This window comes from Flavobacterium sp. GW823-FHT04A11, assembly GCF_058796535.1.
In genome coordinates, this window is record NZ_CM179503.1 from 3,244,223 (window position 1) to 3,268,563 (window position 24,341).

At 34.7% G+C, this 24,341-nt stretch carries 16 protein-coding genes; 12 read left to right on the top strand and 4 right to left on the bottom strand.

The genetic code is table 11. The features are described from left to right. Positions 1-21 precede the first annotated feature (21 nt). Positions 22-3,222, bottom strand: coding sequence for a PAS domain-containing protein (locus AC3QL1_RS13935; protein WP_492492226.1), 3,201 nt, complete (start codon positions 3,220-3,222; stop codon positions 22-24). Between the two features lie 231 nt (positions 3,223-3,453). Here AC3QL1_RS13935 and AC3QL1_RS13940 point away from each other — a divergent pair, with 231 nt between their 5' ends. After that, entirely contained in the window at positions 3,454-3,795 is a 342-nt protein-coding gene (locus AC3QL1_RS13940) for a hypothetical protein (RefSeq protein ID WP_492492228.1), read from the top strand. 724 nt (positions 3,796-4,519) lie between these two features. Next, on the top strand, positions 4,520-5,359 hold the full coding sequence (locus tag AC3QL1_RS13945; protein WP_492492230.1) for a hypothetical protein: 840 nt from the start codon (positions 4,520-4,522) through the stop codon (positions 5,357-5,359). A gap of 60 nt (positions 5,360-5,419) precedes the next feature. On the opposite strand, the gene AC3QL1_RS13950 is transcribed toward AC3QL1_RS13945, so the two are convergent. After that, positions 5,420-5,683: a SemiSWEET family sugar transporter gene (locus AC3QL1_RS13950; RefSeq protein WP_492492232.1), complete on the bottom strand. Its 264-nt coding sequence runs from the start codon at positions 5,681-5,683 to the stop codon at positions 5,420-5,422. Positions 5,684-6,093: 410 nt separating this feature from the next. On the opposite strand from AC3QL1_RS13950, the gene AC3QL1_RS13955 reads away from it, so the two are divergent. The 6 genes from AC3QL1_RS13955 to AC3QL1_RS13980 all read left to right on the top strand — a co-directional run bounded on the left by AC3QL1_RS13955 (position 6,094) and on the right by AC3QL1_RS13980 (position 15,114). Then, on the top strand, positions 6,094-7,311 hold the full coding sequence (locus AC3QL1_RS13955) for a hybrid sensor histidine kinase/response regulator (protein ID WP_492492234.1): 1,218 nt from the start codon (positions 6,094-6,096) through the stop codon (positions 7,309-7,311). Positions 7,312-7,339: 28 nt separating this feature from the next. Next, a complete protein-coding gene (locus AC3QL1_RS13960) occupies positions 7,340-10,912 on the top strand; it encodes a response regulator (RefSeq protein ID WP_492492236.1) in 3,573 nt (1,190 codons plus the stop codon). Next, positions 10,912-11,292, top strand: a complete 381-nt coding sequence (locus AC3QL1_RS13965) for a response regulator (protein ID WP_492492237.1) — start codon at positions 10,912-10,914, stop codon at positions 11,290-11,292. Before AC3QL1_RS13960 ends, AC3QL1_RS13965 begins: the two co-directional genes overlap by 1 nt. A gap of 7 nt (positions 11,293-11,299) precedes the next feature. Further along, a complete protein-coding gene (locus tag AC3QL1_RS13970) occupies positions 11,300-12,109 on the top strand; it encodes a CheR family methyltransferase (protein ID WP_492492239.1) in 810 nt (269 codons plus the stop codon). Then, positions 12,091-12,675: a chemotaxis protein CheB gene (locus AC3QL1_RS13975; RefSeq protein ID WP_492492241.1), complete on the top strand. Its 585-nt coding sequence runs from the start codon at positions 12,091-12,093 to the stop codon at positions 12,673-12,675. The genes AC3QL1_RS13970 and AC3QL1_RS13975 overlap by 19 nt, the downstream gene beginning before the upstream one ends. A gap of 492 nt (positions 12,676-13,167) precedes the next feature. Then, on the top strand, positions 13,168-15,114 hold the full coding sequence (locus AC3QL1_RS13980) for a metallophosphoesterase (RefSeq protein ID WP_492492243.1): 1,947 nt from the start codon (positions 13,168-13,170) through the stop codon (positions 15,112-15,114). Between the two features lie 165 nt (positions 15,115-15,279). Here the strand turns inward: AC3QL1_RS13980 and AC3QL1_RS13985 are convergent, their stop codons facing one another. Beyond that, positions 15,280-16,341, bottom strand: a complete 1,062-nt coding sequence (locus AC3QL1_RS13985) for a phosphatidylinositol-specific phospholipase C1-like protein (RefSeq protein ID WP_492492244.1) — start codon at positions 16,339-16,341, stop codon at positions 15,280-15,282. A gap of 267 nt (positions 16,342-16,608) precedes the next feature. Here AC3QL1_RS13985 and AC3QL1_RS13990 point away from each other — a divergent pair, with 267 nt between their 5' ends. From AC3QL1_RS13990 to AC3QL1_RS14005, 4 genes are all read left to right on the top strand, one after another. Further along, positions 16,609-17,133, top strand: coding sequence for an RNA polymerase sigma-70 factor (locus AC3QL1_RS13990; RefSeq protein WP_492492246.1), 525 nt, complete (start codon positions 16,609-16,611; stop codon positions 17,131-17,133). Positions 17,134-17,415: 282 nt separating this feature from the next. Continuing rightward, on the top strand, positions 17,416-18,339 hold the full coding sequence (locus AC3QL1_RS13995; protein ID WP_492492247.1) for a FecR family protein: 924 nt from the start codon (positions 17,416-17,418) through the stop codon (positions 18,337-18,339). Between the two features lie 73 nt (positions 18,340-18,412). Beyond that, positions 18,413-21,688 carry a SusC/RagA family TonB-linked outer membrane protein gene (locus AC3QL1_RS14000; RefSeq protein ID WP_492492249.1) on the top strand — a complete coding sequence of 1,092 codons (3,276 nt, stop codon included), beginning with the start codon at positions 18,413-18,415 and terminating at the stop codon, positions 21,686-21,688. A gap of 3 nt (positions 21,689-21,691) precedes the next feature. Further along, positions 21,692-23,464 carry a RagB/SusD family nutrient uptake outer membrane protein gene (locus AC3QL1_RS14005; protein ID WP_492492251.1) on the top strand — a complete coding sequence of 591 codons (1,773 nt, stop codon included), beginning with the start codon at positions 21,692-21,694 and terminating at the stop codon, positions 23,462-23,464. A gap of 109 nt (positions 23,465-23,573) precedes the next feature. Here the strand turns inward: AC3QL1_RS14005 and AC3QL1_RS14010 are convergent, their stop codons facing one another. Next, positions 23,574-24,335 carry a porin family protein gene (locus AC3QL1_RS14010; protein ID WP_492492253.1) on the bottom strand — a complete coding sequence of 254 codons (762 nt, stop codon included), beginning with the start codon at positions 24,333-24,335 and terminating at the stop codon, positions 23,574-23,576. Positions 24,336-24,341 lie beyond the last annotated feature (6 nt).

The window sequence follows — 24,341 nt, forward strand, 5'->3', positions numbered from 1 at the left end:
GAGTCTGGTGTTTTTTTTATTTTATTCTGGTAAGTAAATGTCAAATGTTGCTCCTTTGCCTTTTTGGCTGTGCGCGCGAATAACTCCCTTGTGGTTTTCGACTATTTTTTTAACGATAGCCAGACCAATTCCGGTGCCTGAGAATTCACTTTCAGTATTTAATCTCTGGAAAACCTCAAAAATTCGTTCTTTATATTCATCCTCAAAACCAATTCCGTCATCAGAAATTGTAAGATGATAATACGTTTTATCCGGATAAGTAACCGGAATTTTTATTTCGTAACCTCTAATTTTGCTGGCTTTAATTTCAATATGAGGATTTTGATCTTTCTTATGAAACTTCAGGGCATTTCCAATTAAGTTGTGCAGTAATTGCCTGAACTGAAAAGGAATAACAGTCGCTTCGCCCAAAGACTGAAGATTAATAACGGCATGCGTTTCTTCAATACGTTCCGAAAAATCGCTGATAACTTCTTCTGCAATTTCATCGAGATTTACTTTAACAAAAACCCTGTCGGCAGAATTGGTTCTGGAATAGGTGAGGAGATCCTGAATTAAAGTCTGCATTCTTTTGGCCGAAACTTCAATACGATTTAAATAGGTTTTCGCTTTCGCCGAAATATTCTGCTCATCTAAATCAGAGAGACGACTTGCAAAAGTTTGAATTTTTCGCAAAGGTTCCTGTAAATCGTGGCTGGAGATATAAGCGAAAGATTGTAATTCAATATTCATATTAATTAAATCCTTGTTTTTCAGCTCTAATTCGGCAGTACGCTCGTAAACTTCTTTTTCAAGTTTATCGGTAAAATTTTTCTGATCCTGAATATCCGTGCTTGTTCCCACCCACATTTGTATGTTTCCCTCAGCATCTTTCTGCGGAATCGCGCGGCTCAATTGCCATCTGTATTCGCCATCATAACGACGAAAACGATGTTCAAACAAAAAGTCAGTTCCTGTAATTATAGCATCGACCCAAGCCCTGATATTGGCATCACGGTCATCAGGATGGACAATTTGCAGCCAGCCATTTTTTTCAATTTCTTCAACAGCAAGTCCGGAATACGTAAAAACAGATTGATTAAAATAATTTATATTTCCCAAGGCATCACTCGTCCAGATGTGCTGAGGCATTGAATTTGCCAGCAACCTGAATTTTTCCTCGTTTTTTCTCAAAATTTCCTGGCTATTTTTTTCATCCGTAATGTCCATGATTGTTCCAATCATTTTTATGGGATCATTATTTTCATCAAAAAATATTTTTCCATGGGCTTTTATCCAGCTAATTGAATTGTCAGGTTTAATAAGTCGTGATTCATATTTATAAATACTGGTTTTTAGCGCAACTTCGTAAGCTTTTTCCAGAATTTCCCGATCATCCGGATGAATCTGAGCTACAATTTCCGGTCGTGTAACTTTTGTGTTTTTTTCACGTCCAAAAAGCACGGGCAAATTCTCAGAATAAATTAATTCCTGAGTAGCAATATTTAAATCCCAAGTGGCGATTTCGGCAATTTCTGCGGCCAATCGGGCTCTTTCTTCGGCATCTTCAACTTTTTTTCTGGCTTCAACCTTATCCGTAACATTATTTACGGTAATCATCACGCCGGATATCGTTCCTTCTTTTTCAAATAGCGGTGTGTATTCGTAATCGAGATAAAATCGTTCCAGTTTTCCTCTGATATCGACATAAGCGATGGCTTCAGTTTCCGTAACGACTATTCCGTTATTCACCACATCGTCTAATAATTCGGGATATTTTTGCTCTATTAACTCCGGAAAAACATCAACAATAGGTCTGCCAACAGTTTCTTCTGCGTCTTTTTGCCAAATTTCCATCATAGGATTATTGGCCATTTCTATAATATGGTCTTTACCTCTAAAAATAGCCATTGCAATAGGCGACTGCATGATTATTTTTCTAAATGCCTCTTCACTCTGTTTTAAAAGATACCTTGCTTTTATAGATTCGGTAACTTCATTTACGACAATAATAACATCAGAGATCGCATTATTTTCTTCTTTTAAAGGATGAAAAACTAAATTAAAATAACATATTTCCTGTTTTCCATGACGATTTAAAATAATCCGGTGTTCATCTGTATAATAAGGAGTGCCGGTTTCCAACACTTTTGAAATTAGCGGAAATACGCTTTCCTTAGCTTCCGGAACAGAATCGAATAACGGTTTTCCTAAAATATCATTTTCTCTTTTATCGATTATTTGCAGATAATTAGGATTGGCCATTTCTACAATCAGGTCTTTTCCTTTTAATATGGCGATACCAAGCGGTACTTGTTTTACGACGTTTCTAAATTTTTTCTCGCTTTCTAATATTGCATTTTTGGCGATAACCTGAGCCGTAACATCATTGGCAAGTGCAACAATGCCGGAAATAGTTCCGTCCGGTTCTTTTAAGGCTTCATATACAAAGTTGATATATACATCTTCGATTTTGCCTTTTCGCGGAAGCTTAACCAGATGTTCGTGCGCTTCAAATTTTTCTCCGGTTTTGTAAACGTTCTCCAGAATATTTTCTAAACCCTGATCTTTTGCTTCAGGAAGTCCTTCAAAAATAGCTTTATTAAGAACCTGATATTCTTTTCGATCCCATAATTCAAGCATTAATTCATTAGCAATTTCAACCACATATTCCGGACCTCTAAAAATGCACATCGCACTTGGCGTTTGCATAATGTTGTTGATATATCGGGTATTACTTTCTTCGAGTTTCTTAACCAGCTTTACGTTTTCTGTTGTTTCACTGCAAATGACCAAAACTCCGGCAGGTTTTCCTGTTTCGTTATTTACGGGACTATAACTAAATGTCCAGTAAACATCTTCCATTTTTCCGTTACGATATATAGGAAGCAATTGATCTTCGTGCCAGGTTGCTTCGCCTTCACTAAGAACCTGATCGATAAGCGGTTTTATAAAATCCCAGATTTCCGGCCATGAATCGGCGCCATTCTCGCCTAAAATAGACGGATGTTTGCCTTCATTGCCAAGACTTGGGCGATAGGCATCATTATAAAAACAAATGTGTTCAGGACCCCAAAATAAAAACATAGGAAACTTTGAATTTAATAAAAGCCCTAAAGTTGTCCGCAAGCTCTGAGGCCACGTTTCTACAGGACCAACAACAGTTTTGCTCCAATCTTTGGCACGTGTCAAAGCACCCATTTCGCCTCCCTTAGACAGAAAATCCTGGTTTGTATCCTTCATGAAAATTTGTTTTCTTTTTACTAAAAGCAAGTTAGGCTATTAATAAAGTGCAATAAATATACTAATTTATAAAGAAAACTATATAATTCTTTGGACAGATAACGTAAATATCAACTTAATTTTAATTTTTAATAGAGGTAAAATTTATATCTATAGAGTTAAGTATATTTTTTTTTAATAGTGAAATTTGAAGTAAAGGATACTAAGCTTTTTAACTAAAAATATCAGATCATGAAAAAAGAAATGGCAAAACACGAAACAGACTATATAAAAAAATATGAAAATGATGGATATACCAGCAATTTTTTGTTTACTAATAATACCTTAATTGATTCAGAAACAAAAAAAGAGTATAAACCTCAGGATATACATATAGTAGCGCACCACAGATATGAAGGAATGAGCGATCCTGATGATATGTCGATTTTATATATTATTGAAACCAATGATAAAGTAAAAGGAACACATTTAATTGGCTACGGACCAATGGCGGATCTTGAGGAAGCAGAATTCTTTAAGGATATTCCTGAAGAGAATTATGCTCAGAACTCAGATATTAATGAACTGACTTAAAAGGTTAGGTTATTTATTTTGCAGAAAGACAGTTATTCAGGATTCATTTCCGGAATAGCTGTTTTTTTTTACTGGAATTTTTCTACCGCAAAGTTTGCTAAGTTTTTTTACCGCAGAGTTCGCTAAGTTTTTCACAGAGCTCACAAAGTTTGCACAAAGCTTTAATAGTTTAACCGCAAAGAACGCGAAGATTTACGCAAAGTTAACTAAGGTTTTTTTACCACGGAGTACACAATGTTTACACAAACCTAATAGTTTAACCGCAAAGAACGCAAAGATTTACGCAAAGTTCGCTAAGGTTTTTTTACCGCAGAGTTCGCTAAGTTTTTCACAGAGTTCACAAAGTTTGCACAAAGCTTTGTGAACTTTGTGTTTTTACCACGCACTGAAACTCCAAAAATCTTTGTGCACTCTGTGGTAAAAAAACGCAAGCATTTACACAAACCTTCGAAAACTCGGTGTTTTTACTTCGCCCTGAAACTTCAAAAACCTTTGTGCGCTCTATGGTAAAAACCTTTCCGGAATTTGCACTCAAAATAATAAGTATAATAGTAAACCAATACTTTTTAAACGTAAGATATTAATTATGAAAAATCTCTCCGAAATTGTATAATAAATTTTCTGGCAATAAGTATGAAATTTGAATATTATAATAAGGGAATAAAAAACGCTATTGTAATATGTACGTAAAGAAGTACTAACCAAATTATTAAGCCAAACAAAGATGAAAAAACTTTACTTAAATACAGGAGAATTCAATACAATTTTTAATGATCTTAGCGATAGCTTCGGTGGTGATTTAACTACAAATGATAATGACTACAATTTAGCTATTAAATCAAAATGGGCAAAAGGAAAAATTACCGGAACTCATTTTGAAAAAGAAATTTCATACATGCATTTTGATCTTATGTTTCATAATGATGTAAGTTTAAGCATTGAATCTTTTCAGGGTGCGCCAATATTTTTTGCTTATTGCGAAGAAGGAAGCATAACACATAGTTTCGGTGCAAACGGCGAGAAAAAAAGCCTTAAAAAACAACAAACCGGTATTTTAAATAATATGTCGGCTATCAATACAGTTTTGTATTTTGAAAGTTTCAAACGTATTCAGTTTTCTTTAATTATCATGCCAATTACGGTTTCTGCAAAAGACGAAACATTTGGACTGATTTCTCAATTAAAAAAGATGTTTACCAATGAATCCGGAAACTACATTTATATAGGACAACAAAATCCGAAAATTGCAGAGAAATTAGTAGAGTTAAGAACGATTCCTCAAAAAGGAACTGTTAGAAAACTGCTTCAAAAAAGTATCATGAGCACTATTTTAGAATTAGAGATAGGGCAGCATAGTTATAATTATGCAACCATGATTGCTCCGTTTATAGGATTGGCTAACAGACAATTTGATGAATTAAAAAGAATCTCGGGAATGAACTTTTCTGAAGTCTTACATTCAATCGGATTTGGAAGTACAAGCTACATCCCAAGATTACTAAAACACAGATATCACATTTTAAACAAACATTATCCTGAAAATTCGCTAGCTAAAACAGCCTAATATACCTTTAACTTGTAAGATCAAAAAACAGCTTTTATACAAGCTGTTTTTTATTTTTTATTACTTTTCCTTTTCATAATAAATGATAAAATAAACCATAATTAAATTCAGTACCAACGAAACGCTGTTGGTAATAATTATAGGTAAATCATTTTTAAGAATTCCATAAACTACCCAAATTGCAATTCCAAAAGTAAGAACGCTAAAAGTTAACAGCGAAATTTGCCTGACTTTTTTTGTTTTCCAAACTTTTACAATTTGCGGTACTACGGATATGGTGACGCAAATGCCGGCAAACAGCCCGATAATATCAGTTAGATTCATAATGTACGGTTTTAGTATTTTGGTTCTTTCGAAATTCCTGATTCTAATTCTATTCTACATTAAATATAGCCGACTCTTTTATGTAATCTTAACTTCAACACAAAAAAGAATAGCCCGATAAATCCTGTTTTTTAGCTTTTGAATGAAAAAAGCTACGCTTAAAATGGGAATTACCAATTTGTAAGACAAATCTAATAGGTTCTAAATCACGGTGAAATGGAAATTCTGAAAGTTGACATGGGAATTATGAAACTTATTTCAATTCTGATAAAAGAGTAAGGTTTATTTTTTTTATAAATTTGAAAGTTTGAGCGAATGTTTTTAAAAAATTAATCAACTTTTAAATAAGTATAACCAGTATAAATCCGAATTAATTAATTTAATTCATAACGTTTTACTCCCCAAATAAAATGATATTAATTGTAGATGATATTCGGGCTAACATAATTGCCTTAAAAAAAACACTTGAACTGCATGATATTGAGGTCGATACGGCCGAATCTGGTGAAGAAGCCTTAAAGAAAATTTTAAAAATTAATTACAGCCTAATCATCATGGATGTTCAGATGCCTGGATTAGATGGCTTTGAAGTAGTTAAAATTCTTTCCGGTAATAAACGAACCAAAGAAATTCCTGTTATTTTTCTATCAGCAATAAACATCGAAAAAAAATATATTTTTAAAGGTTACGAAACGGGAGCAGTCGATTATATTACAAAACCTGTTGATACCGATTTACTTATCTTAAAAGTAAAAACATTTCTTAAAATTTACGATCAGCAGAATCAATTGAAAATAATGAAAGACTTACTTTCAAAAGAAATCAAAATTCGTAAAGAAGCTCAGGATAATTTAGAAGTTAAAATTAGTGAAAGAACCAAAGAACTGGTTTCTAAAAACGAAGAGCTCGAAATGAAAAATCACGAATTACAACAGTTTGCCTGGGTAGTTTCGCATGATTTGAATGAACCCATCAGAAAGATCCAAATTTTTATAAAAATAATCAAAGACCTTTATTTAACGAAAGAAGAAAAAGCTGTTGATTATGTAGATCGTACCGTAAAAGCTGCAGAAAGAATGCAGACTCTTATTACCGATTTGCTGGCATACTCCAGATTATCATCCAAAGTACAGCCTGAAAAAACAGATTTAAATATTGTTCTGCAGGAAGTACTTTCAGATTTTGATTATCTGATCGAACGCAAAAATGCTATTATAAAAACAGGTGAACTTCCTACTATAGACAGTATTCCGAGTCAGCTCCGGCAAGTTTTTCAAAATTTGATCGGGAACGCACTTAAATTCTCCGGAAATGTTGATGTTCCGGTTATTGAAATTACTTCAGAATTAATAAAAACCAAAGATTTTAACGGAGAAGTTTCTCCTGACGGAAAATTTTGCCGAATTACAGTTACCGATAACGGAATTGGTTTTGACGAAATTTACCTCGATCGTATATTTATCATTTTTCAAAGCTTAAATGACCGCCAAACGTATGAAGGTACGGGAATTGGTTTAGCCATTGCCAAAAAAATTGTCGACAAACACAACGGATTAATCACCGCAAAAAGTCAATTGGGCAAAGGCGCCAGTTTTATTATGGTTCTCCCTCTACAATATGAAAATTAATCAAATCTAATCAATCGGATTATAACCTATGAAAAACAATTTTAAAAGAAATTTACTAATTAGTTCGCTGGTTTCATTACTTGTTTTAATGATCAGTTCTACAGCTTCATTTATTAGTATAAAAAATTTATTGAAAAGTAATTTTTGGGTCAACCATACTCAGGATGTTATTTACAATTTAAATCAGGCTTCATCATCTCTTACTGACGCTCAAACCAGTATGCGCGGCTATTTAATTACAGGAGATGAGCAATTTGTAAATCGATACAATGCGTATGAAGCAGAATCAAATGCTTATTTTGATAAATTAGATGATTTGACAATTGATAATATGCTTCAGCAAAAGGCATTGGCACAATTAAAACCGCTTCGATTAAATTTCTTTAAATATTTAAACAATCAAATTGTAAAAAAGCGATTGGGTAAAAACAATACCACATTTGACCTCAATGAAGGCCGCGCAATGATGGATGAGTTAAGAACTTATTTTAAACGAATTGAAAATACAGAACAATCGCTTTTAAAAGAACGCAACGAAACATCTGACCGTTACGGAACTTACAGTACGGTTTTGATTGTTGTAGCTTTTATTATTGCGTTTCTAATTTCGATTGTCTTCTTATTCAGAATTTTAAAAGATTACAACGAGCGTTCAATACTTCAAAAAGAATTAGAGCAAAAAGATATAGAAACGGCACAAAGAATTGAAGCAATCAGTTCTATTGCATCAAATATTTCTAACGGTAATTATGATATTCGCGTAGACGACACTAAAGCAGATGCATTAGGAAGCGTGGGAGAATCATTAAATAATATGAGCGGCGCTTTAAAAGAGTCTTTCAGTTTATTATCAGAAAAAGAATGGATACAAAGTGGTGTCGCCGGATTGAATAATGCCATGCTGGGCGATAAAAGCTTGCAGGAATTATCAAAAGATGTCATCGAATATTTATGCCATTATACCAATAGCAGTGCTGGTGTTTTTTATGTTATCGAAGGAGATGAACTTGCTGTAACGGGCGGATACAGTTATATTCCGACAAAAAACAGAGAAACAATTCAAAGAGGAGATGGTTTGTTGGGTCAGTGTATTATTTCGGGTGAAATTTTGGAATTAAAATCACTTGCATCAGATTTTATTCAGATAAATTATGCTTTGGGCGAAATAAAACCAACGCATGTTGTTGCCGTTCCGTTGCTTGACAACAGAGTAGAAGGTGCTTTGGAATTGGCGAGTATTTACGGATTTTCTGCCTTGCATCTGGAGTTTTTGAGAATTGTGGGAAATAATATCGGAATCGCCATAAAATCGACTCAAAACCGTAAACGAGTTCTTGAATTATTAGAAGAAACACAAGCACAATCTGAAGAATTACGTGTACAACATAGTGAATTAGAAGCTATTAATGCAGAATTAGAAGCGCAGACAGAAAAACTGCAGGCATCTGAAGAAGAACTTCGCGTGCAGCAGGAAGAACTGGAACAAACGAACGAAGAACTTTCTGAAAGAAGTGTTTTATTAGAAGAAAGAAACAATGAAATTCAGAAAAAATCTGAAGCTTTAGAGCTTACAACTCGTTATAAATCAGAGTTTTTGGCGAATATGTCGCACGAATTAAGAACGCCTTTAAACTCTATTTTGCTTTTAAGCCGATTATTATCTGAAAATAACAGCAAAAGCATGAACAATGAAGAAATTGAATTTGCAAAAGTGATTCAGAGTTCGGGAAATAGTTTATTAGGTTTAATTGATGAAATTCTGGATTTGTCTAAAATCGAGGCCGGAAAAATGGAGCTTGAATTTTTAGATGTTTCAACAAAAGAAATTACAGATACCTTATCGAATTTGTTTTCGCAAGTAGCAAAAGAAAAAGGAATTAAGTTTGATATTCTTTCAAAAGATGCTCCAATTGTCATTAAAACAGACAAAATGAGATTAGAGCAGATTCTTAAAAATTTAATTTCAAACGCTATTAAATTTACAGAAAAAGGTTCTGTTAGCGTTGAAATAAAAATAAATGACGACGATGATAAAGTAATCTGCTTTATTGTAAAAGATACCGGAATTGGAATTCCGTTAGAAAAACAGCCGTTAATTTTTGAAGCTTTTCAACAGGCAGATGGTTCTACAAAACGAAAATATGGCGGTACCGGTTTAGGATTGTCAATTAGTAGAGAATTAGCAAAATTACTTCGAGGCGAAATTGTGCTGCATAGTTCAGAAGGCAAAGGAAGTACGTTTACATTATGTCTTCCGGTTTACGGAACGATGAGCAGAAAAGTAATTGTAGACAAAGCACCGCCAACAATTGATATTTCGCACGAAGAAGTTGATGAATTAAAAAAGGTTAAAAACAAATATTTATCTACTGTAATTCCTGAAGAAATCGAGGATGACAGAGATATTATTGTGGAAGGTGACAAAGTAATTTTAATTGTAGAAGATGATCCGAATTTTGGAAAATCGCTGCTTGCCTTTAGCCGAAACAACGGTTACAAAGTCGTTATTGCCGTTCGTGGAGATTATGCATTAAACTTTGCTTTGATGTACAAACCAATCGGAATTTTACTGGATATCGAATTGCCAATAAAAAGCGGCTGGGAAGTTCTGGAAGAATTAAAAAACAACATTCAAACCAAACATATTCCGGTGCATATTATGTCATCGCACAAATTAAAACAGGAAAGTTTGTTAAAAGGTGCGGTCGATTTCTTAGACAAACCTGTGGCTTTTGACAGAATTCCGGAAGTTTTTACCCGCATCGAACACATAATTACCAAAGAATCCCAAAAGGTTTTAATTATCGAAGACAACCCGAAACACGCTAAAGCTTTGGCTTATTTCTTAGAAACGTACAACATCAATTCTGAAATAAAAAGCGAAGTTACAGAAGGATTACAAGCCTTAAACAAAAGCGAGGTTGATTGTGTAATTCTTGATATGGGAATTCCGGATAAACATGCGTATGAAATTTTAGACAGCGTTAAAAAAAGCCCTGGACTGGAAAATCTTCCGGTAATTGTATTTACAGGAAAAAGTTTATCGCTTAAGGAAGAAGTTAAAATTAAAAAATATGCCGATTCTATTATCGTAAAAACCGCGCATTCTTATCAAAGAATGCTGGATGAAGTTTCGTTGTTTTTACATTTAGTCGAAGAAAATAAAGGAGCAAACGGCAAAGGAGATGCGTATAAAAAACTGAATTTACTAAACAATATTTTACACGAGAAAAAAGTTCTGATTGTAGATGATGACGTTCGAAATATTTATTCATTGACCAAAGCGCTTGAAGTTTTTAAAATGAATGTAATTACAGCTTTTGACGGAAAAGATGCCATAAAAGTATTAGAAGAACATCCTGATACCGATATTGTTTTGCTGGATATGATGATGCCAAATATGGATGGTTATGAAACGGCCGAAAAAATAAGAACAATTCCTAAATTCCTGACATTGCCATTAATTGCCGTAACAGCAAAAGCAATGACAGGCGACAGAGAAAAATGTATCAAAGCCGGAGCCTCAGATTATATTACAAAACCGGTAGATATAGACCAGTTATTATCATTATTGCGAGTGTGGTTATACGATAAAATTTAATGTTAATTGAAGATATGGACAAAAAACGACTCTTGATTATTGACGACGATTCAAGAAATATTTTTGCTTTGGTAAACACATTACGAGCAAAATCATTTGATTGTTTGTCTTCTTTAAGCGCCGAAGAGGCAATAAGATTACTAAGAACTGACGAACACATAGATGCTATTTTAATCGATATGATGATGCCCGAAATGGATGGTTATGAGGCGATTCCGATAATAAAAAGCATACCTTCCCGCAAGGGAGTTTTAGTAGTTGCCGTAACGGCTCAGGCCATGACAGGCGATAAGGAAAAATGCCTCGAAGCGGGCGCAGATGATTACGTATCAAAACCTATAGACGTAGATAAATTACTGCACGTTTTAAGTAAAATTTAAATTTGTTATGATAGAAGACATTGAGTTAGAAACCCTTATAAATGATATTTACGAATATTATGGTTTTGACTTTGGCAGTTATTCCAGAGCATCCTTAAAAAGGCGTATCAATAGAGTTTATCAGCTGGATGGATTCAAAAATTTTTATGAGTTTTTATCAAAAGTAAGATACGATCCTGAATATTACAGAAGAATGATCGACGAAATTACCGTAAACGTAACCGAGATGTTTCGCGATCCCACATTTTATAAAATAGTCAGAAGTCAAATATTGCCCTTGCTTGCCACAAAACCTTTTATACGTTTGTGGCACGCAGGCTGCTCAACCGGCGAAGAAGTGTATTCGATGGCGATAATGCTCAAAGAAGCCGGACTTTTGCATAAATCATTAATATACGCCACAGATATTAATTCGAAAGTGCTGGAAACGGCTAAAAAAGGAATTTTTCCTTTAAGAATGATGAAAGAATACTCAGAAAATTATCGTGATTCTGGCGGTCAGGAAGATTTTTCAAGTTATTATATTGCCAATTACGGAATTGCAAAATTCAACGAAGAATTATCAGAAAAAATGGTATTCTCGCAGCATAATTTAGTTTCAGACAATTCATTTAATGAGTTTGATTTTATATTATGCCGCAATGTTTTAATTTATTTTGATAATGATTTGCAAAAAAGAGTCATCAATTTATTTGATGAAAGTTTAGCTGTTTTAGGTTTTTTGGCACTTGGAACAAAAGAGACCATAAAATATTCTATATCTACAACTAAATACAAACAGTTAGAGAAAGAAAAAATATGGAGGAAGGTAAAATAATATTAAATCAAAGAGTCGTTATTGTAGGAGGATCAGCGGGAAGTTTGAATGCATTATTACAAATTTTGCCTGATTTGCCTGTATTCAAATCTTATGCGCTTGTAATTGTTTTGCACAGAAGAGGAACGGATGACCTAACGCTCGAAGAATTAATAAAATTAAAAGCGCAGACACCCGTAAAACTCATCGAAGATAAAGTACAATTAACAAACGGATTTATATACGTTGCACCTTCTAACTATCATTTATTATTCGAAAAAAATAATTTTTTTGCCCTCGATACTTCTGAAAAGGTAAATTACAGCAGACCAAGCATTGACGTTTCCTTCGAATCTGCGGCAGAAGTTTATGGTACAAATCTAATCGGAATTTTACTTTCCGGTTCCAATACAGACGGAACTCAAGGCATAAAAGCCATTCATGATGCTGGCGGAGTTACTGTAATTCAGGACCCAATATCTGCAGAGATGCCTTATATGCCATCAAATGCAATCTTAAATATGACTCCGGATTATATTTTAACAACCGAAGATATTTTAAAGTTTATTATTTCTATTGATAAATAACAGCTTTGTCAAAGTTTAAAACTTTGACAAAGCTTGCGTATCTATATTTATTGAATAGCCGTTGGTTTTAACCAACGGAAATCATAAGAATGCTTTTCTGGCTTTAGCCAAATATTGCCGTCATTTTGGCTAAAGCCTTTTTATTAAAATTTTTCATCGTTGGTTAAAACCAACGGCAATTCAAAAAGAACTGACGGTTAACACTTTTTCAAACTTTGACAAAGCTTTTGCTCATTTTAGTTAAGTCTGAGAAAAAAAACGAAGTTTTTGTCATCCCGAGGAACGAGGGATCTCCACAAGTAACTCTTTGCAGTCCAGTAAACCCGACAGGTTTTTAAAACCTGTCGGGTTTGAATACGCGTAAATACCTCAAAGTTTATTATTTCCGTAACACTATCGTAAAACAACTTTGGGTTTTAATCGATAAAATTGCAGATGTTTTTTAAAATGCCCAAACATTTTATCACAATGCACATTTGTAAAAAGGAACTTATGTTAAAAAAAAATACCTATAAAAAGTATACTTCGTCATTATTTATTTTCTTTTTAATTGTATGTAATGGCACAATTTCGGCACAACAACAAGGCAAACTTGACGGCGTTCAAGTCGCTTTTTTATCAGATGTACATTTGCAGGATTTGTTCGGTAAATTCTCAGACAATGATTATCAAGGCGTTTTAAATCCAAAAACCGGAAAATATACTTTATTGAGAACCATGGCTTCTCAATTGCATTCAACCCGAATCTTCAACGAAAATTATTTTGCTTTCATTGCCGCTTTGGATGATATCGCAAAGCGAAAGATAAAATACGTGGCACTTCCCGGTGATTATACAGATGATGGTCAGCCCATTCACGTTCGCGGATTAGAAGCAATTCTTGATCAATACAGAAAAAAATATGGTATAGAGTTTTTCATCACCACCGGAAATCACGATCCCGTTGGGCCATTTGCACAGGAATCCGGCAAAGAAGATTTTTTAGGAAAAGAAGGTAAAAGCCAACCCATTTATAGCAAAGAAGGCCTGTATAAGCCAAATTTAAACATTGAACAGCCTGTTGTCGTAACAGCCGATATTGCTAAAATGGGTTATTTAGGAATCACGGAAGGTTTGAAAAATTTCGGTTTTTATCCAAATCAAAAGTACAAATTCTGGGCAACTCCATTTTCAAATTACAACAGTGAGAATTATAGTTTTGAAAAAGCTGCTGAAGCCGCAAAATTATCAAACAGAGTTTACGAAGTCGCGCCGGGTTATGAAGTTCCGGACGTGAGTTATGTCGTTGAACCCGTTGACGGACTTTGGTTGATGGCGATTGACGGCAACGTTTATATTCCGAAGAAAAACGATGGCGATCCGAAAGATTCTAAAAGTTATGCTGAAGCAAGTACGGGTTATAATAATGTACTTTCGAATAAAAAACACCTTATAAAATGGGTTGAAGCAATTTCGGCAGAAGCCAAAAAGCAAGGAAAAACATTGATTGCTTTTAGTCATTTCCCGATGATTGATTTTAATGATGACGCTTCCGCGGAAATAAAAGAATTACTTGGGCCAAACAAATGGCAATTGAATAGAGTTCCTGTCGAAGAAGTAGCGCAAACTTTTGCCGATGCAGGATTGAAGATTCATTTTGGCGGTCACATGCATATTAACGACACGGGAATTCGCACAACGGCAAAAGGAAATACTTTGGTTAATATACAAACGCCTTCTCTGGCGGCTTATATTCCGGCTTATAAACTATTGACGATTCAAAAAGACAATCTTGTCGACATACAAACCATTACAATTGATAAAGTAAAACGTTACGGCGAACTTTTTGATTTGTACAAAATGGAATATCAGTTTTTAGAATCGCAAAAAACAAAAGACATTTGGAACAAAGCGATTTTAGAAACCAAAAACTACCACGATTTTACTGATTTTCATCTAAAAGAATTAGTCCGTCTGCGCTTTTTATCAGATGACTGGCCTTCCGATTTCAAGAACTTTTTTCTGAATATTTCCGGTGAACAATTATTGGTTCTCGCGAATATCAAATCAGATAAAGACTTTGATTTTATCCTGAAGAACAAAGAAAGTTCCCAAAAAGAATGGGCAGAAGCCGAACAAAAAACAAACAAAATCCTAACTCAAAACAAAGTTAAAAAAGAAGATTTTAACTTTACAGGTTACGATTTTCTGGTCGATTTTTACCGTTTCCGCAGCGCAGATGAATTGGCATTGGTAGATGTTGGCGAAAAAAGAGCAAAACAATACAAGCTTTTATCTCAAATGTTTTTTGAAAACCATAAAGAGGATAATTCAAACGAAAAACCGTTTCAAAACCAAGTGCGATTGTTTTTGACTATCTTCAATAAATTCATGCATGAAGTTCCTGCAGATCATTTTAGTGTTGATTTGAAAAGTGGGGAAGTTAAGAGTTTGAAATGATTTAACCGCAAAGAACGCTAAGGTTTACGCAAAGATCGCAAAGTTTTATAAGATAAAGCTTTGCGATCTTTGCGTTTGCTAAGCACAAACAAAGTGTAAAAACCTTGCGTTCTTTGCGGTTAAATTTATTCATCCAGATTGAAAACTGAAAACTGAGACTATATACTATTTCCCTCCAGTAACCGGATCAACTCTCACATAAGTTCCGTCATCATATTTTATCTGATAAGGAGAATCGAAAAATGTGCTTGGCAAATAATAATCGGTTGAGATGATTTGTGCGCCTGATTTTTTTGCTGCTTCAAAATGCGAATAATCATTTTTGCGGGCTTCTTTGGTATCAGAATCAGCTCTGGTTCTTATGATATATCCTTTTTTGACTAAATCTGTAATTTGCGGATCTTCAGAGTTGTTGCGGAATAAAGTGGCTGCTTCCGGTTTTCCTGGCTCGGCATTGATGAAAACGGCGCGTCCTTTTAATGACGGATGATTTAAGGCATACAAATCTCTTTTGGCTCCGTTATTGTCCAAAATAAACAGGAATTTACCTTTTGCTTTTTTAAGCGTTGGCCAGTTGTTATTTAAAACGGCTTCTTCGAGAGTTTTGTATTTTCCACGAACCATATCCGGTGTGATTAATTTATTTCCTAAACCTTTGCGAAGTTCTTTATCCAAGGCGTCGAATAATTCAGGGGTAAATTTCTCTGCTTTTGTTCCTAAGAAACTGTCGTCATCTTTTGGTTCCAAAGTAATAAAAACAGGAACGTGATCCGGATTAGCGTCAGACCATTTTTTTAATTCGGCCAGACAGCTTTGCAAAGTATAACACGAAGTTCTAAAGTCAATATCAATCATATGAAAAACTTTAAAACCCGGTTTTTTCATTTCACCATTTGGATCATACGCTTCTTGAGATTTTGCGATGTCCAAACCTTTTGGATGCGCAAATTTTCCGCCTTTTGGATCTCCCTGAACGTCAATTTCCAGATTTCTTAAACCTTTATTTAATTGCTCTGTAAGACTGATGTGCGTGTATTGCAAACCTTTTAAGGAACGCGAAGTATCTTTTGCCTGAATCGTATTGTATAAATCAGTTTCGATGGCATGTCTGTAACTATTGTGCGAACCAATAACCTGTAATTGGTTGATTTTTAAATCGTCGCTTTGGGCATTTGAATGGAAAATTACAGCTATAGAAAATAGGCATGTAAACAGAATTTGTTTCATAGATTGAAATAATAGGAATTAATAAATAGGGTAGAGACGAGACAGGTGAACTTTGTCAAATTTTGAGATTACTAAAGTATCATGAAGTATTGGTTTTGATGTTAGATTAAAAAAAAGAAATCGCAAACGGATTGTGATTTTTCATCGAAAAAAGTAGTATTAATAAAACAAACGCATTGATTCCTTAATTGAAAGTTAACCTTCAGGAAAAAAACAATGGTATAACATTTTATTATTTTACATCATAAAATACTACCCACACAAACAATGAAAAACCCTGAAATTTTTGAAAAAACGTACACGCAATACTGGAAAAAGCTGACGGCGTTTTCGTATACGATGACTCAGGATAATGACTTGGCACAGAACATTGTTCAGGATGTTTTTGTCGATTTATGGGAACGCAAAAGTGATGTCGAAATAAACGCCATCGAACCTTATTTGTTCCGGGCAGTAAAGAATCAGGTCTTTAAACATTACCAGAATAATAAGTTCGACAAAACGATTCTCGAAGATAAATTCGAAGATTATGTAATTGATCACTTTGCGACGATCGATCCTGAAGTTATGGATTTGCTTTATTCTTTATTAGACAAACTTCCTGAAAAACGAAAAGAGGTTTTGCTCATGTATAAAATGCAGGATATGACAATTGATCAAATTGCTGATGAATTGGGAATTTCAAAACAAACGGTTAAAAACCAAATTTCTTCAGGACTAAAACAATTGCGCGAAGGCTTGAAAGATCTTGCCTGGCTGGCTCCATTTATCCTTTTACAGCAAAAATTTTAAAATAACTTTCTGTTAATGGTTTCATAATATTTCCCGATAGTACGATTTCTTGTTTCCGGTACTTATAGGTAACAAAAGCTTTTGAGTGTAATCGCAATTTTTGTTTAAACACATAGAAACATAGATTTTTTTCTTTTAAAAAGGGAATTAAAAAAACAAGTTTTCACACATAGCAAGACACAAGCGCTATGATTTTTAATGTAAGTGAAACGCCCTTTTAAGAATTAGCGGAGACTATGTTTATATGTGTTAAAAATTACACCAAGGCTAACAATAAGTATTATGATAAAAAGATTAAAGCATAGTTTAGAATATCTTATCGATAAAAGCACACGCAACAAAACATCTGAAGCAGAAGAAAATCTGCTGAATGATTTTGCTTTAAGCGAATATCAAAATTCAGACTGGGATGAAAATGTAATGGGAAATTCTACTGAAATTTCTCAAAATATATATGAAGGAATTCAACTTCGAATGGAGAAGAAGAAAACCTTTAAACCGTACTTTAAATATATGGCCGCTGCCAGTATTCTTTTTCTTGTTGGTTTGGGATTTTTATTCAGACCAACTGTTGCGACTGAAAAGCAACTCACATTTAAAACATCAGATATCCCCAAATCTATTGCATTAAGTGATGGTTCGAAAATCTATCTGGCAGCAAACTCATTATTTCAATATCCTGAAAAATTTGAAGGAGACGAGAGAAAAGTTTCTCTGCTAAAAGGAAATGCGTTTTTTGAAGTGGCCAAAGACAAAAAGCACCCTTTTATTATTGCTTCGGGAGAAATCAAAACCAGGGTTTTAGGAACGTCATTCCACATTCAGTTGTCAAAATCAAAATGTGAAGTAATTGTAGTAACCGGAAAAGTAAATGTTTCTTCAAAAGGGCAAAGTGTCGATTTGGTTCCGTATGAAGAAGCATTGTTTTCGGATGAAAAACTAACCAAACTTCCTGTCGATAAAGCTTTTGTAACAAATTGGTATACAAAAGATATTACACTAAACGAAGCCACACTGCAACAAGTAATCACGGTTTTGCAATACAAATACGGAGTAACGTTTGAATGCGAAAACAAAGCCGTTTTGAATACTCCTGTAACGGTATTTATTGAAAAAAATGCATCGCTGGAAAGCGTATTAAAACAAATAAATTATATCACTAATCTAAAATTTAATGTTTATGGCGAAACAGTAAAAGTGAACTAAAATCAAAAAAAAAGCAGTTGCTGAGAACAACTGCGATTAATAATTAAGTATCGAAAAACCAATAACTTAAATCATGTATTTTAAACTTCAAAAATTAAATCTTCTAAAGGGAATTTTCTTTTTAGTTCTGGCGTCATTGTCCGTTCAAAGCGGTTACAGTACGACTATTCTTAAAAAATCAAAAGTAGAAAATAAAATAGAAAAAGCAACATTAGTTTCTATTTTTTCAAAATTAAGCCAGCAAACGAACTATAAATTTAGCTACGGACAAGCTATTATTGCTGATAACACGACGTATACCGTAAATTACAGCAATGAATCTATTGCTGAAATTTTAAGTGATCTTTCTAAAAAAGCCAATTTCAATTATAACATTAATGGCAAATTGGTTTTGATTCAGAAAGCAGTTGTAAAAGCAACATCAGAAGCAGAAAAAATTAAAGTTAAAGGAAAAATAATCGACGAAAACGGTGTGCCAATGCCGGGTGTAACGGTTATGGAAACAGGTACAAAAAATGCCACTGTTTCTAACTTTGATGGTGAATTTGAACTTTCGGTTACAGAAGGAAAAACGATCGAAATTGCTTATTTAGGATATACAACGAAAACGGTTGGCGTTCAAAAGAATTTCATGACCATTCAGTTGGCACCAAATACTTCAGAGTTAAGCGAAGTTTTGGTTGTAGGTTATGGAAAACAATCTAAAAAAGACGTTACAGGAGCTGTAACACAATTAGAAGCTGCAAACTTTAAACAAGGAGTTAACGTTTCTGTAGATAATTTAATTCAGGGAAAAGTGGCCGGAGTTCGTGTGGTGAACACAAGCGGTGAGCCCGGAGCTGGTGTAAACGTTACCATTCGTGGCGTTGGATCGATCAGAAGTGGAAGTACGCCTTTGTTTGTGGTAGATGGTATGCCATTATCGAATGATGAAGTAAGCCCGACAGGAAGCAACGTTGGTTTCGGAACTTCATCTGCAAAAAATCCATTAAACTTTTTGAATACAAGTGATATCGAATCGATTACGGTTCTTAAAGATGCTTCTGCAGCTGCTATTTACGGAGCGAGAGGTTCTAACGGAGTTGTTTTGGTGACGACAAAAAAAGGCTCAAAAGGCGAGGGAACTTTGACTTTTGATACGTATACAGGAGTTTCTAAAGTGGCGCATAAACTAGATGTTTTAAGCGCTGACGAATACAGAACTGCAATTAAAGATCCTGCTTTTGATCATGGCGGAAACACAGACTGGCAGGATGTTATTTACAGAACTGCTATTACGACAAATAATGCTTTGTCTTTTGCAAAACAAACAGAATCAGGGAATTATTATGCGTCTGTTGCGCAAATGGATCAGGAAGGGATTATCAATAACAGTAATTTTAAACGTCTTTCGGGTAGAATTAATGCTGCTGAATCATTTTTAGACAACAAACGTTTAAAATTAAAAGTGAATCTAACGGCAAGTGAAACTAAAGATGACGGAGTTCCGACAAGTGACGACGGTGGTTCAAACGGACAATTGATTGTGCATACTTTAATGGCAAACCCAACAAGATCTGTTTTTGATGCTAACGGAAAGTATACCAACTTTAACATGAACGCGCATTATAATCCTGCTTATTTATTGAGTATTTATGAGGATCAAACGCGTACGTTGAGAGTTTTAGGAAATTTTGAAGCTTCTTTCAGAATTATTGACGGATTAGAGTATAAATTAAACGTAGGTGTAGACCGTTCTACAGCAGAAAGAAACACGACGATTTATCCAAACGTAACCGATTTAAATCCAAAAGGAAAATATGTTCAGAATAATCTGGATTCTAAAAACTCTTTGATCGAGCATTATCTGACTTATAATTTAGCATTGGACAAACATAAATTTGAAGTTTTGGGAGGTTTCTCCTATCAAAAATTTGAAAAATCGGGAACAAGTTTCAGTATTGACGGAATTGCTGCTCAGGGAGTTGGTATAAAACCATCAATTAATCCAGGTTTTGCAGGAACACAATCCGGAACTACAGGTTATGCTCAGGAAAACGAATTACAGTCTTATTTTGGAAGATTAAATTATACATTCAACGATAAATATTTGCTAACAGCTTCGATGAGAGCGGACGGTTCGACCCGTTTTGGAGATAATAACAAATACGGTTACTTTCCTTCTTTTGCTTTGGGATGGAATATTTCTAAAGAAAGTTTCTTAGAAAATGTAACGGAAATCAACAATTTAAAATTAAGAGCAAGCTGGGGACAAACCGGAAATCAGGAAGTTCAAAACAAATTGACAAAGGCAAGCTATTCTTTGTCTGGTCCTGACGGATATTATTTATATGATGATTTGAATTTGGTAAACGGAGTTTCTGTAACCAGAACAGCAAATCCTGACTTAAAATGGGAGGTTGTTACGCAATATAATTTAGGTTTAGATTTCAGTTTATGGAGTGATAAATTGTACGGAACTCTTGATTATTTCAACAAAACAACTACAGATGCGATCTTAAACGTTCCATCAAGTCCTTTAAAACCAACTACAACGGTTTGGACAAATATCGACGGAAAAATCGTGAACAAAGGTTTTGAGTTTATGTTGGGTACAAAATTAATCGATAACAAAAACTTCAAGTGGAATGTTGACGTAAACGGAGCAACATTAAACAATAAAATTGAAGATTTACCAGTTTCAGAAATCTTAACGGGAACTATTTCAGGCCCTGGACAATCTGGTGTAAATGCTAATATTTACAAAAGCGGTTATGCTGCAGGTTCTTTCTATTTGTTAGAACATATTGGTTTTGACAGTAAAGGCGGAAACATCTTTAAAGATCAAAACAATGACGGTAAAATTGATAACAGCGACAGAGTTATTATCGAAGGCGCTTTACCAACTTTTTACTACGGACTTAACAGTGATATGACGTATAAAAACTTTAGTTTTTCATTCTCGATCATTGGTCAAACCGGAGGTTATTTGTTGAATAATACAGGATTGAACGCTTTGAATATCAACAACCTTGCATCTGACAGAAACGTGGCTACAGATTATTATGAGTCTGGTGCAAATGCAACAAATGCGCCAACTTTATCAACTCTTTTCTTAGAGAAATCTGACTTTATCAGATTAAATACGGCTCGTCTAGGGTACAATTTTGATTTGAAAAACGTAAGCTGGTTAAACGGTTTAACGCTTTACATTACAGGTCAGAACCTGGTTACGATTACGCATTATTCAGGATATGATCCGTTAATCAACAGTCCAAAATCTAATGGAGGAAACCAGTCTATTGGTATAGATTACGCTGCTTATCCAACTTCCAGAACGTTCAGTTTCGGAGCAACTTTAAAATTATAAATCATGAAGACAAAGACATTTTTTAGCATAAAAATTTTAACTATATTCTCTTTCATTTTTCTTTTAAACAGCTGTACAGATCTTGATGAAGCAGTACTGGATGAAAAATTAGGAACTGACGCTACAGATCCTGCTGGTTCGCTTGCAGCAGCTTATGACAGACTTGGCGACGGAACTTTTACAGATCACGGAGCTGTTTTTGCGATGCAGGAATATACGACAGACGAAGCTATTTTGCCAACCCGAGGAAGTGACTGGGGAGATGGTGGAAAATGGAGAGACATGCACGAGTTTACATGGAATTCAAGCAACGCAATTATAGTAGGTAACTGGGATTTATTGACAAACGGAATTACGCGTTCATTGACGGCAATTAAATCATCTGAAGAAAATACTTTTCCTGAAAAGGCATTATTTTTAGCAGAAGCAAAAGCACTTTTGGCATATTACACCTACACTACATTAGATCTTTACGGACAAGCGCCGTATAGAGATCCGTTGAATGTAGATGCTCCCATCCAAATTTTAAAAGCAGATACTCAAATAGACAAATTAATTACTGATGTGGAAGCTTTACTACCTGATTTGGCGGACATTGGCACACAAAGAACGTACCACGGACGTTTTACAAAACAAGCCGGTTATGCATTTTTGGCTACTATGTATTTGAATCGTGCTGTATTTAAAGATCGTTATAATGCAACGTCAAGTTTCAATTTTAACGAACCTGCTGTAAGTGGTACAGGAACAGATATGGATCGTGTTATTTATTACACTTCTTTGCTAATCGATTCAGGGAAATTTAGTTTAGAAAGCGACTTTTTCAAAAACTTTGCAAGAGATAATGATAATGGTAAAGAACTTATTTTTGCGATTTCTCAAAAGATAGATTACATCCGTAACGGTTCAAACAGTTTTGCTTATGTGTGTATGGAGCGTAATCAGAGAACATCTGCAGGAAATAGAGGAACAAATGCAGCCTGTACAACCGAAGAATTTTATAATTCATGGGATGGAAATCATGATGATCCAAGATTTGAGCAGCATTATCGCTATGCTGATGGTACCTGGTTTATGAATGATGGCACAGATGTAAGTGTTCCTGCTACTGATATCGTACCTAAAAGTTCTCCTGCAACACCTTGGTTCCATTTTAACAGAGGAATTCAGGCCGGACCTCAATATGGACCTGTATTATTGACTTCTGCAGCTTTTGAAATGGTGGGTAACCGTATAAAAGTTTCTCCGTTAGTGATGGAAAAGAGCACGGGTACAAGAATGGATTTTACACCAAAATTAACGTTTGCAGATCCTACAAAAGCTGTTTTCGCTCAAAACGAAATCAATCAGGGAGCACGTGTTTTTAAATACGAATTTGACCCAGAAGGAGGAAACGGTAACAGTAATGTTGATATTCCGTTATTCCGTTTAGGGGGAATGTATGCCATGAGAGCTGAGGCATATTTCAGAAAAGGAAATGCAGGTTTAGCTACAGACGATTTAAACAAATTGCGTACCAGCAGAACAAGAGAAGCATTATACGGAAATGCTCCTGGAAAACCGCTTCTTACTGCTGTAGATGCAGAGCAATTGTATAAAGAATTAGGTTTTGAATTGTATTGGGAATTACAAAGAAGACCGGAAAGCATTCGTTTTGGAAAATATGATTTAGCCGGAACTGCAAAAGCTGCTTCTCAACCTTCCAGAAGATTGTTTCCAATTCCGCAAACTGTAATTGACCAAAAAGTCTTCAAACAAAATCAAGGATATAATTAAGTTTTTGTGTTAGTTTATTTTTAGTAAAAAGCCTGTTCATTAATTTGAGCAGGTTTTTTCTGTTTTATTTCGTAGAGTTACCACAAAAATGCGCAGACGAAGTTTGAATTTATTTCTTCTCATCCTCCGGAAGAATCACCTTATTCATTTCGGCTTCTTTTTCAGCTCGTCTTTGAGCTGCTTTTCCTTTGCCAATCGGTATTCCGGTTGTTACATATAAGGAACGGTTGTATTGGTTTGGACCGTCGCCTTTCATCACAGGAACTAACCCGTAATAATACTGAACCGTAATATTCAAACCATTTCCCACTTTCATATGGTAACCGGCGCCAAGTGCAATTCCGGCATCGATAACATGAATCTGATCGCGAATATTGTGTTTATAAACCACATCATCCTTATCATATTCTTTATGGAATTTATCAAAGGCTTTCGCCAAAAGTCCTAATTGCGGACCCGTTTTGAGGTAAATATTATTCTTGAATTGGTATTTAATTAAAATCGGGACATTAAAATACCGAATTTCCCTGTCGACGCTTCCGCCGGCAAAAGTATTATCAAGATTAGCATCGTTTAAAGAATACACCGGCATTCCGTGCGCGCCCATTGGCGATTTTACGATTACTCCGGTATTAATCATCCATGATGGTTTTTTTTTAGATCGAATATCAAAATAAAAACCAAGATTAAAACCCAGTTCAGTTCCTGAAGTTTCCATATTAGAAATCGTCGAGAAATTGACGCCGCCATCCAGACCAAATTCCAAAAAAGGCGAGTTGAGTTTGTCTCCAAAAATTAAGGAAATTAAAACTTGAGATTGTGCGTTGCTCATGCAAAACAGAGCGGTAAGTAATAATAAACCTTTTTTCATATTTGA

Excerpts from the sequence above, each read along its gene's own strand:
- AC3QL1_RS13935 (WP_492492226.1), bottom strand. The coding sequence starts at position 3,222 with ATGAAGGATACAAACCAGGATTTTCTGTCTAAGGGAGGCGAAATGGGT.
- AC3QL1_RS14010 (WP_492492253.1), bottom strand. The coding sequence starts at position 24,335 with ATGAAAAAAGGTTTATTATTACTTACCGCTCTGTTTTGCATGAGCAAC.
- AC3QL1_RS13970 (WP_492492239.1), top strand. The coding sequence starts at position 11,300 with ATGATAGAAGACATTGAGTTAGAAACCCTTATAAATGATATTTACGAA.
- AC3QL1_RS13965 (WP_492492237.1), top strand. The coding sequence starts at position 10,912 with ATGTTAATTGAAGATATGGACAAAAAACGACTCTTGATTATTGACGAC.
- AC3QL1_RS13945 (WP_492492230.1), top strand. The coding sequence starts at position 4,520 with ATGAAAAAACTTTACTTAAATACAGGAGAATTCAATACAATTTTTAAT.
- AC3QL1_RS13995 (WP_492492247.1), top strand. The coding sequence starts at position 17,416 with ATGATAAAAAGATTAAAGCATAGTTTAGAATATCTTATCGATAAAAGC.
- AC3QL1_RS13990 (WP_492492246.1), top strand. The coding sequence starts at position 16,609 with ATGAAAAACCCTGAAATTTTTGAAAAAACGTACACGCAATACTGGAAA.
- AC3QL1_RS13950 (WP_492492232.1), bottom strand. The coding sequence starts at position 5,683 with ATGAATCTAACTGATATTATCGGGCTGTTTGCCGGCATTTGCGTCACC.
- AC3QL1_RS13955 (WP_492492234.1), top strand. The coding sequence starts at position 6,094 with ATGATATTAATTGTAGATGATATTCGGGCTAACATAATTGCCTTAAAA.
- AC3QL1_RS13960 (WP_492492236.1), top strand. The coding sequence starts at position 7,340 with ATGAAAAACAATTTTAAAAGAAATTTACTAATTAGTTCGCTGGTTTCA.
- AC3QL1_RS13985 (WP_492492244.1), bottom strand. The coding sequence starts at position 16,341 with ATGAAACAAATTCTGTTTACATGCCTATTTTCTATAGCTGTAATTTTC.
- AC3QL1_RS13975 (WP_492492241.1), top strand. The coding sequence starts at position 12,091 with ATGGAGGAAGGTAAAATAATATTAAATCAAAGAGTCGTTATTGTAGGA.
- AC3QL1_RS13940 (WP_492492228.1), top strand. The coding sequence starts at position 3,454 with ATGAAAAAAGAAATGGCAAAACACGAAACAGACTATATAAAAAAATAT.
- AC3QL1_RS13980 (WP_492492243.1), top strand. The coding sequence starts at position 13,168 with ATGTTAAAAAAAAATACCTATAAAAAGTATACTTCGTCATTATTTATT.
- AC3QL1_RS14000 (WP_492492249.1), top strand. The coding sequence starts at position 18,413 with ATGTATTTTAAACTTCAAAAATTAAATCTTCTAAAGGGAATTTTCTTT.
- AC3QL1_RS14005 (WP_492492251.1), top strand. The coding sequence starts at position 21,692 with ATGAAGACAAAGACATTTTTTAGCATAAAAATTTTAACTATATTCTCT.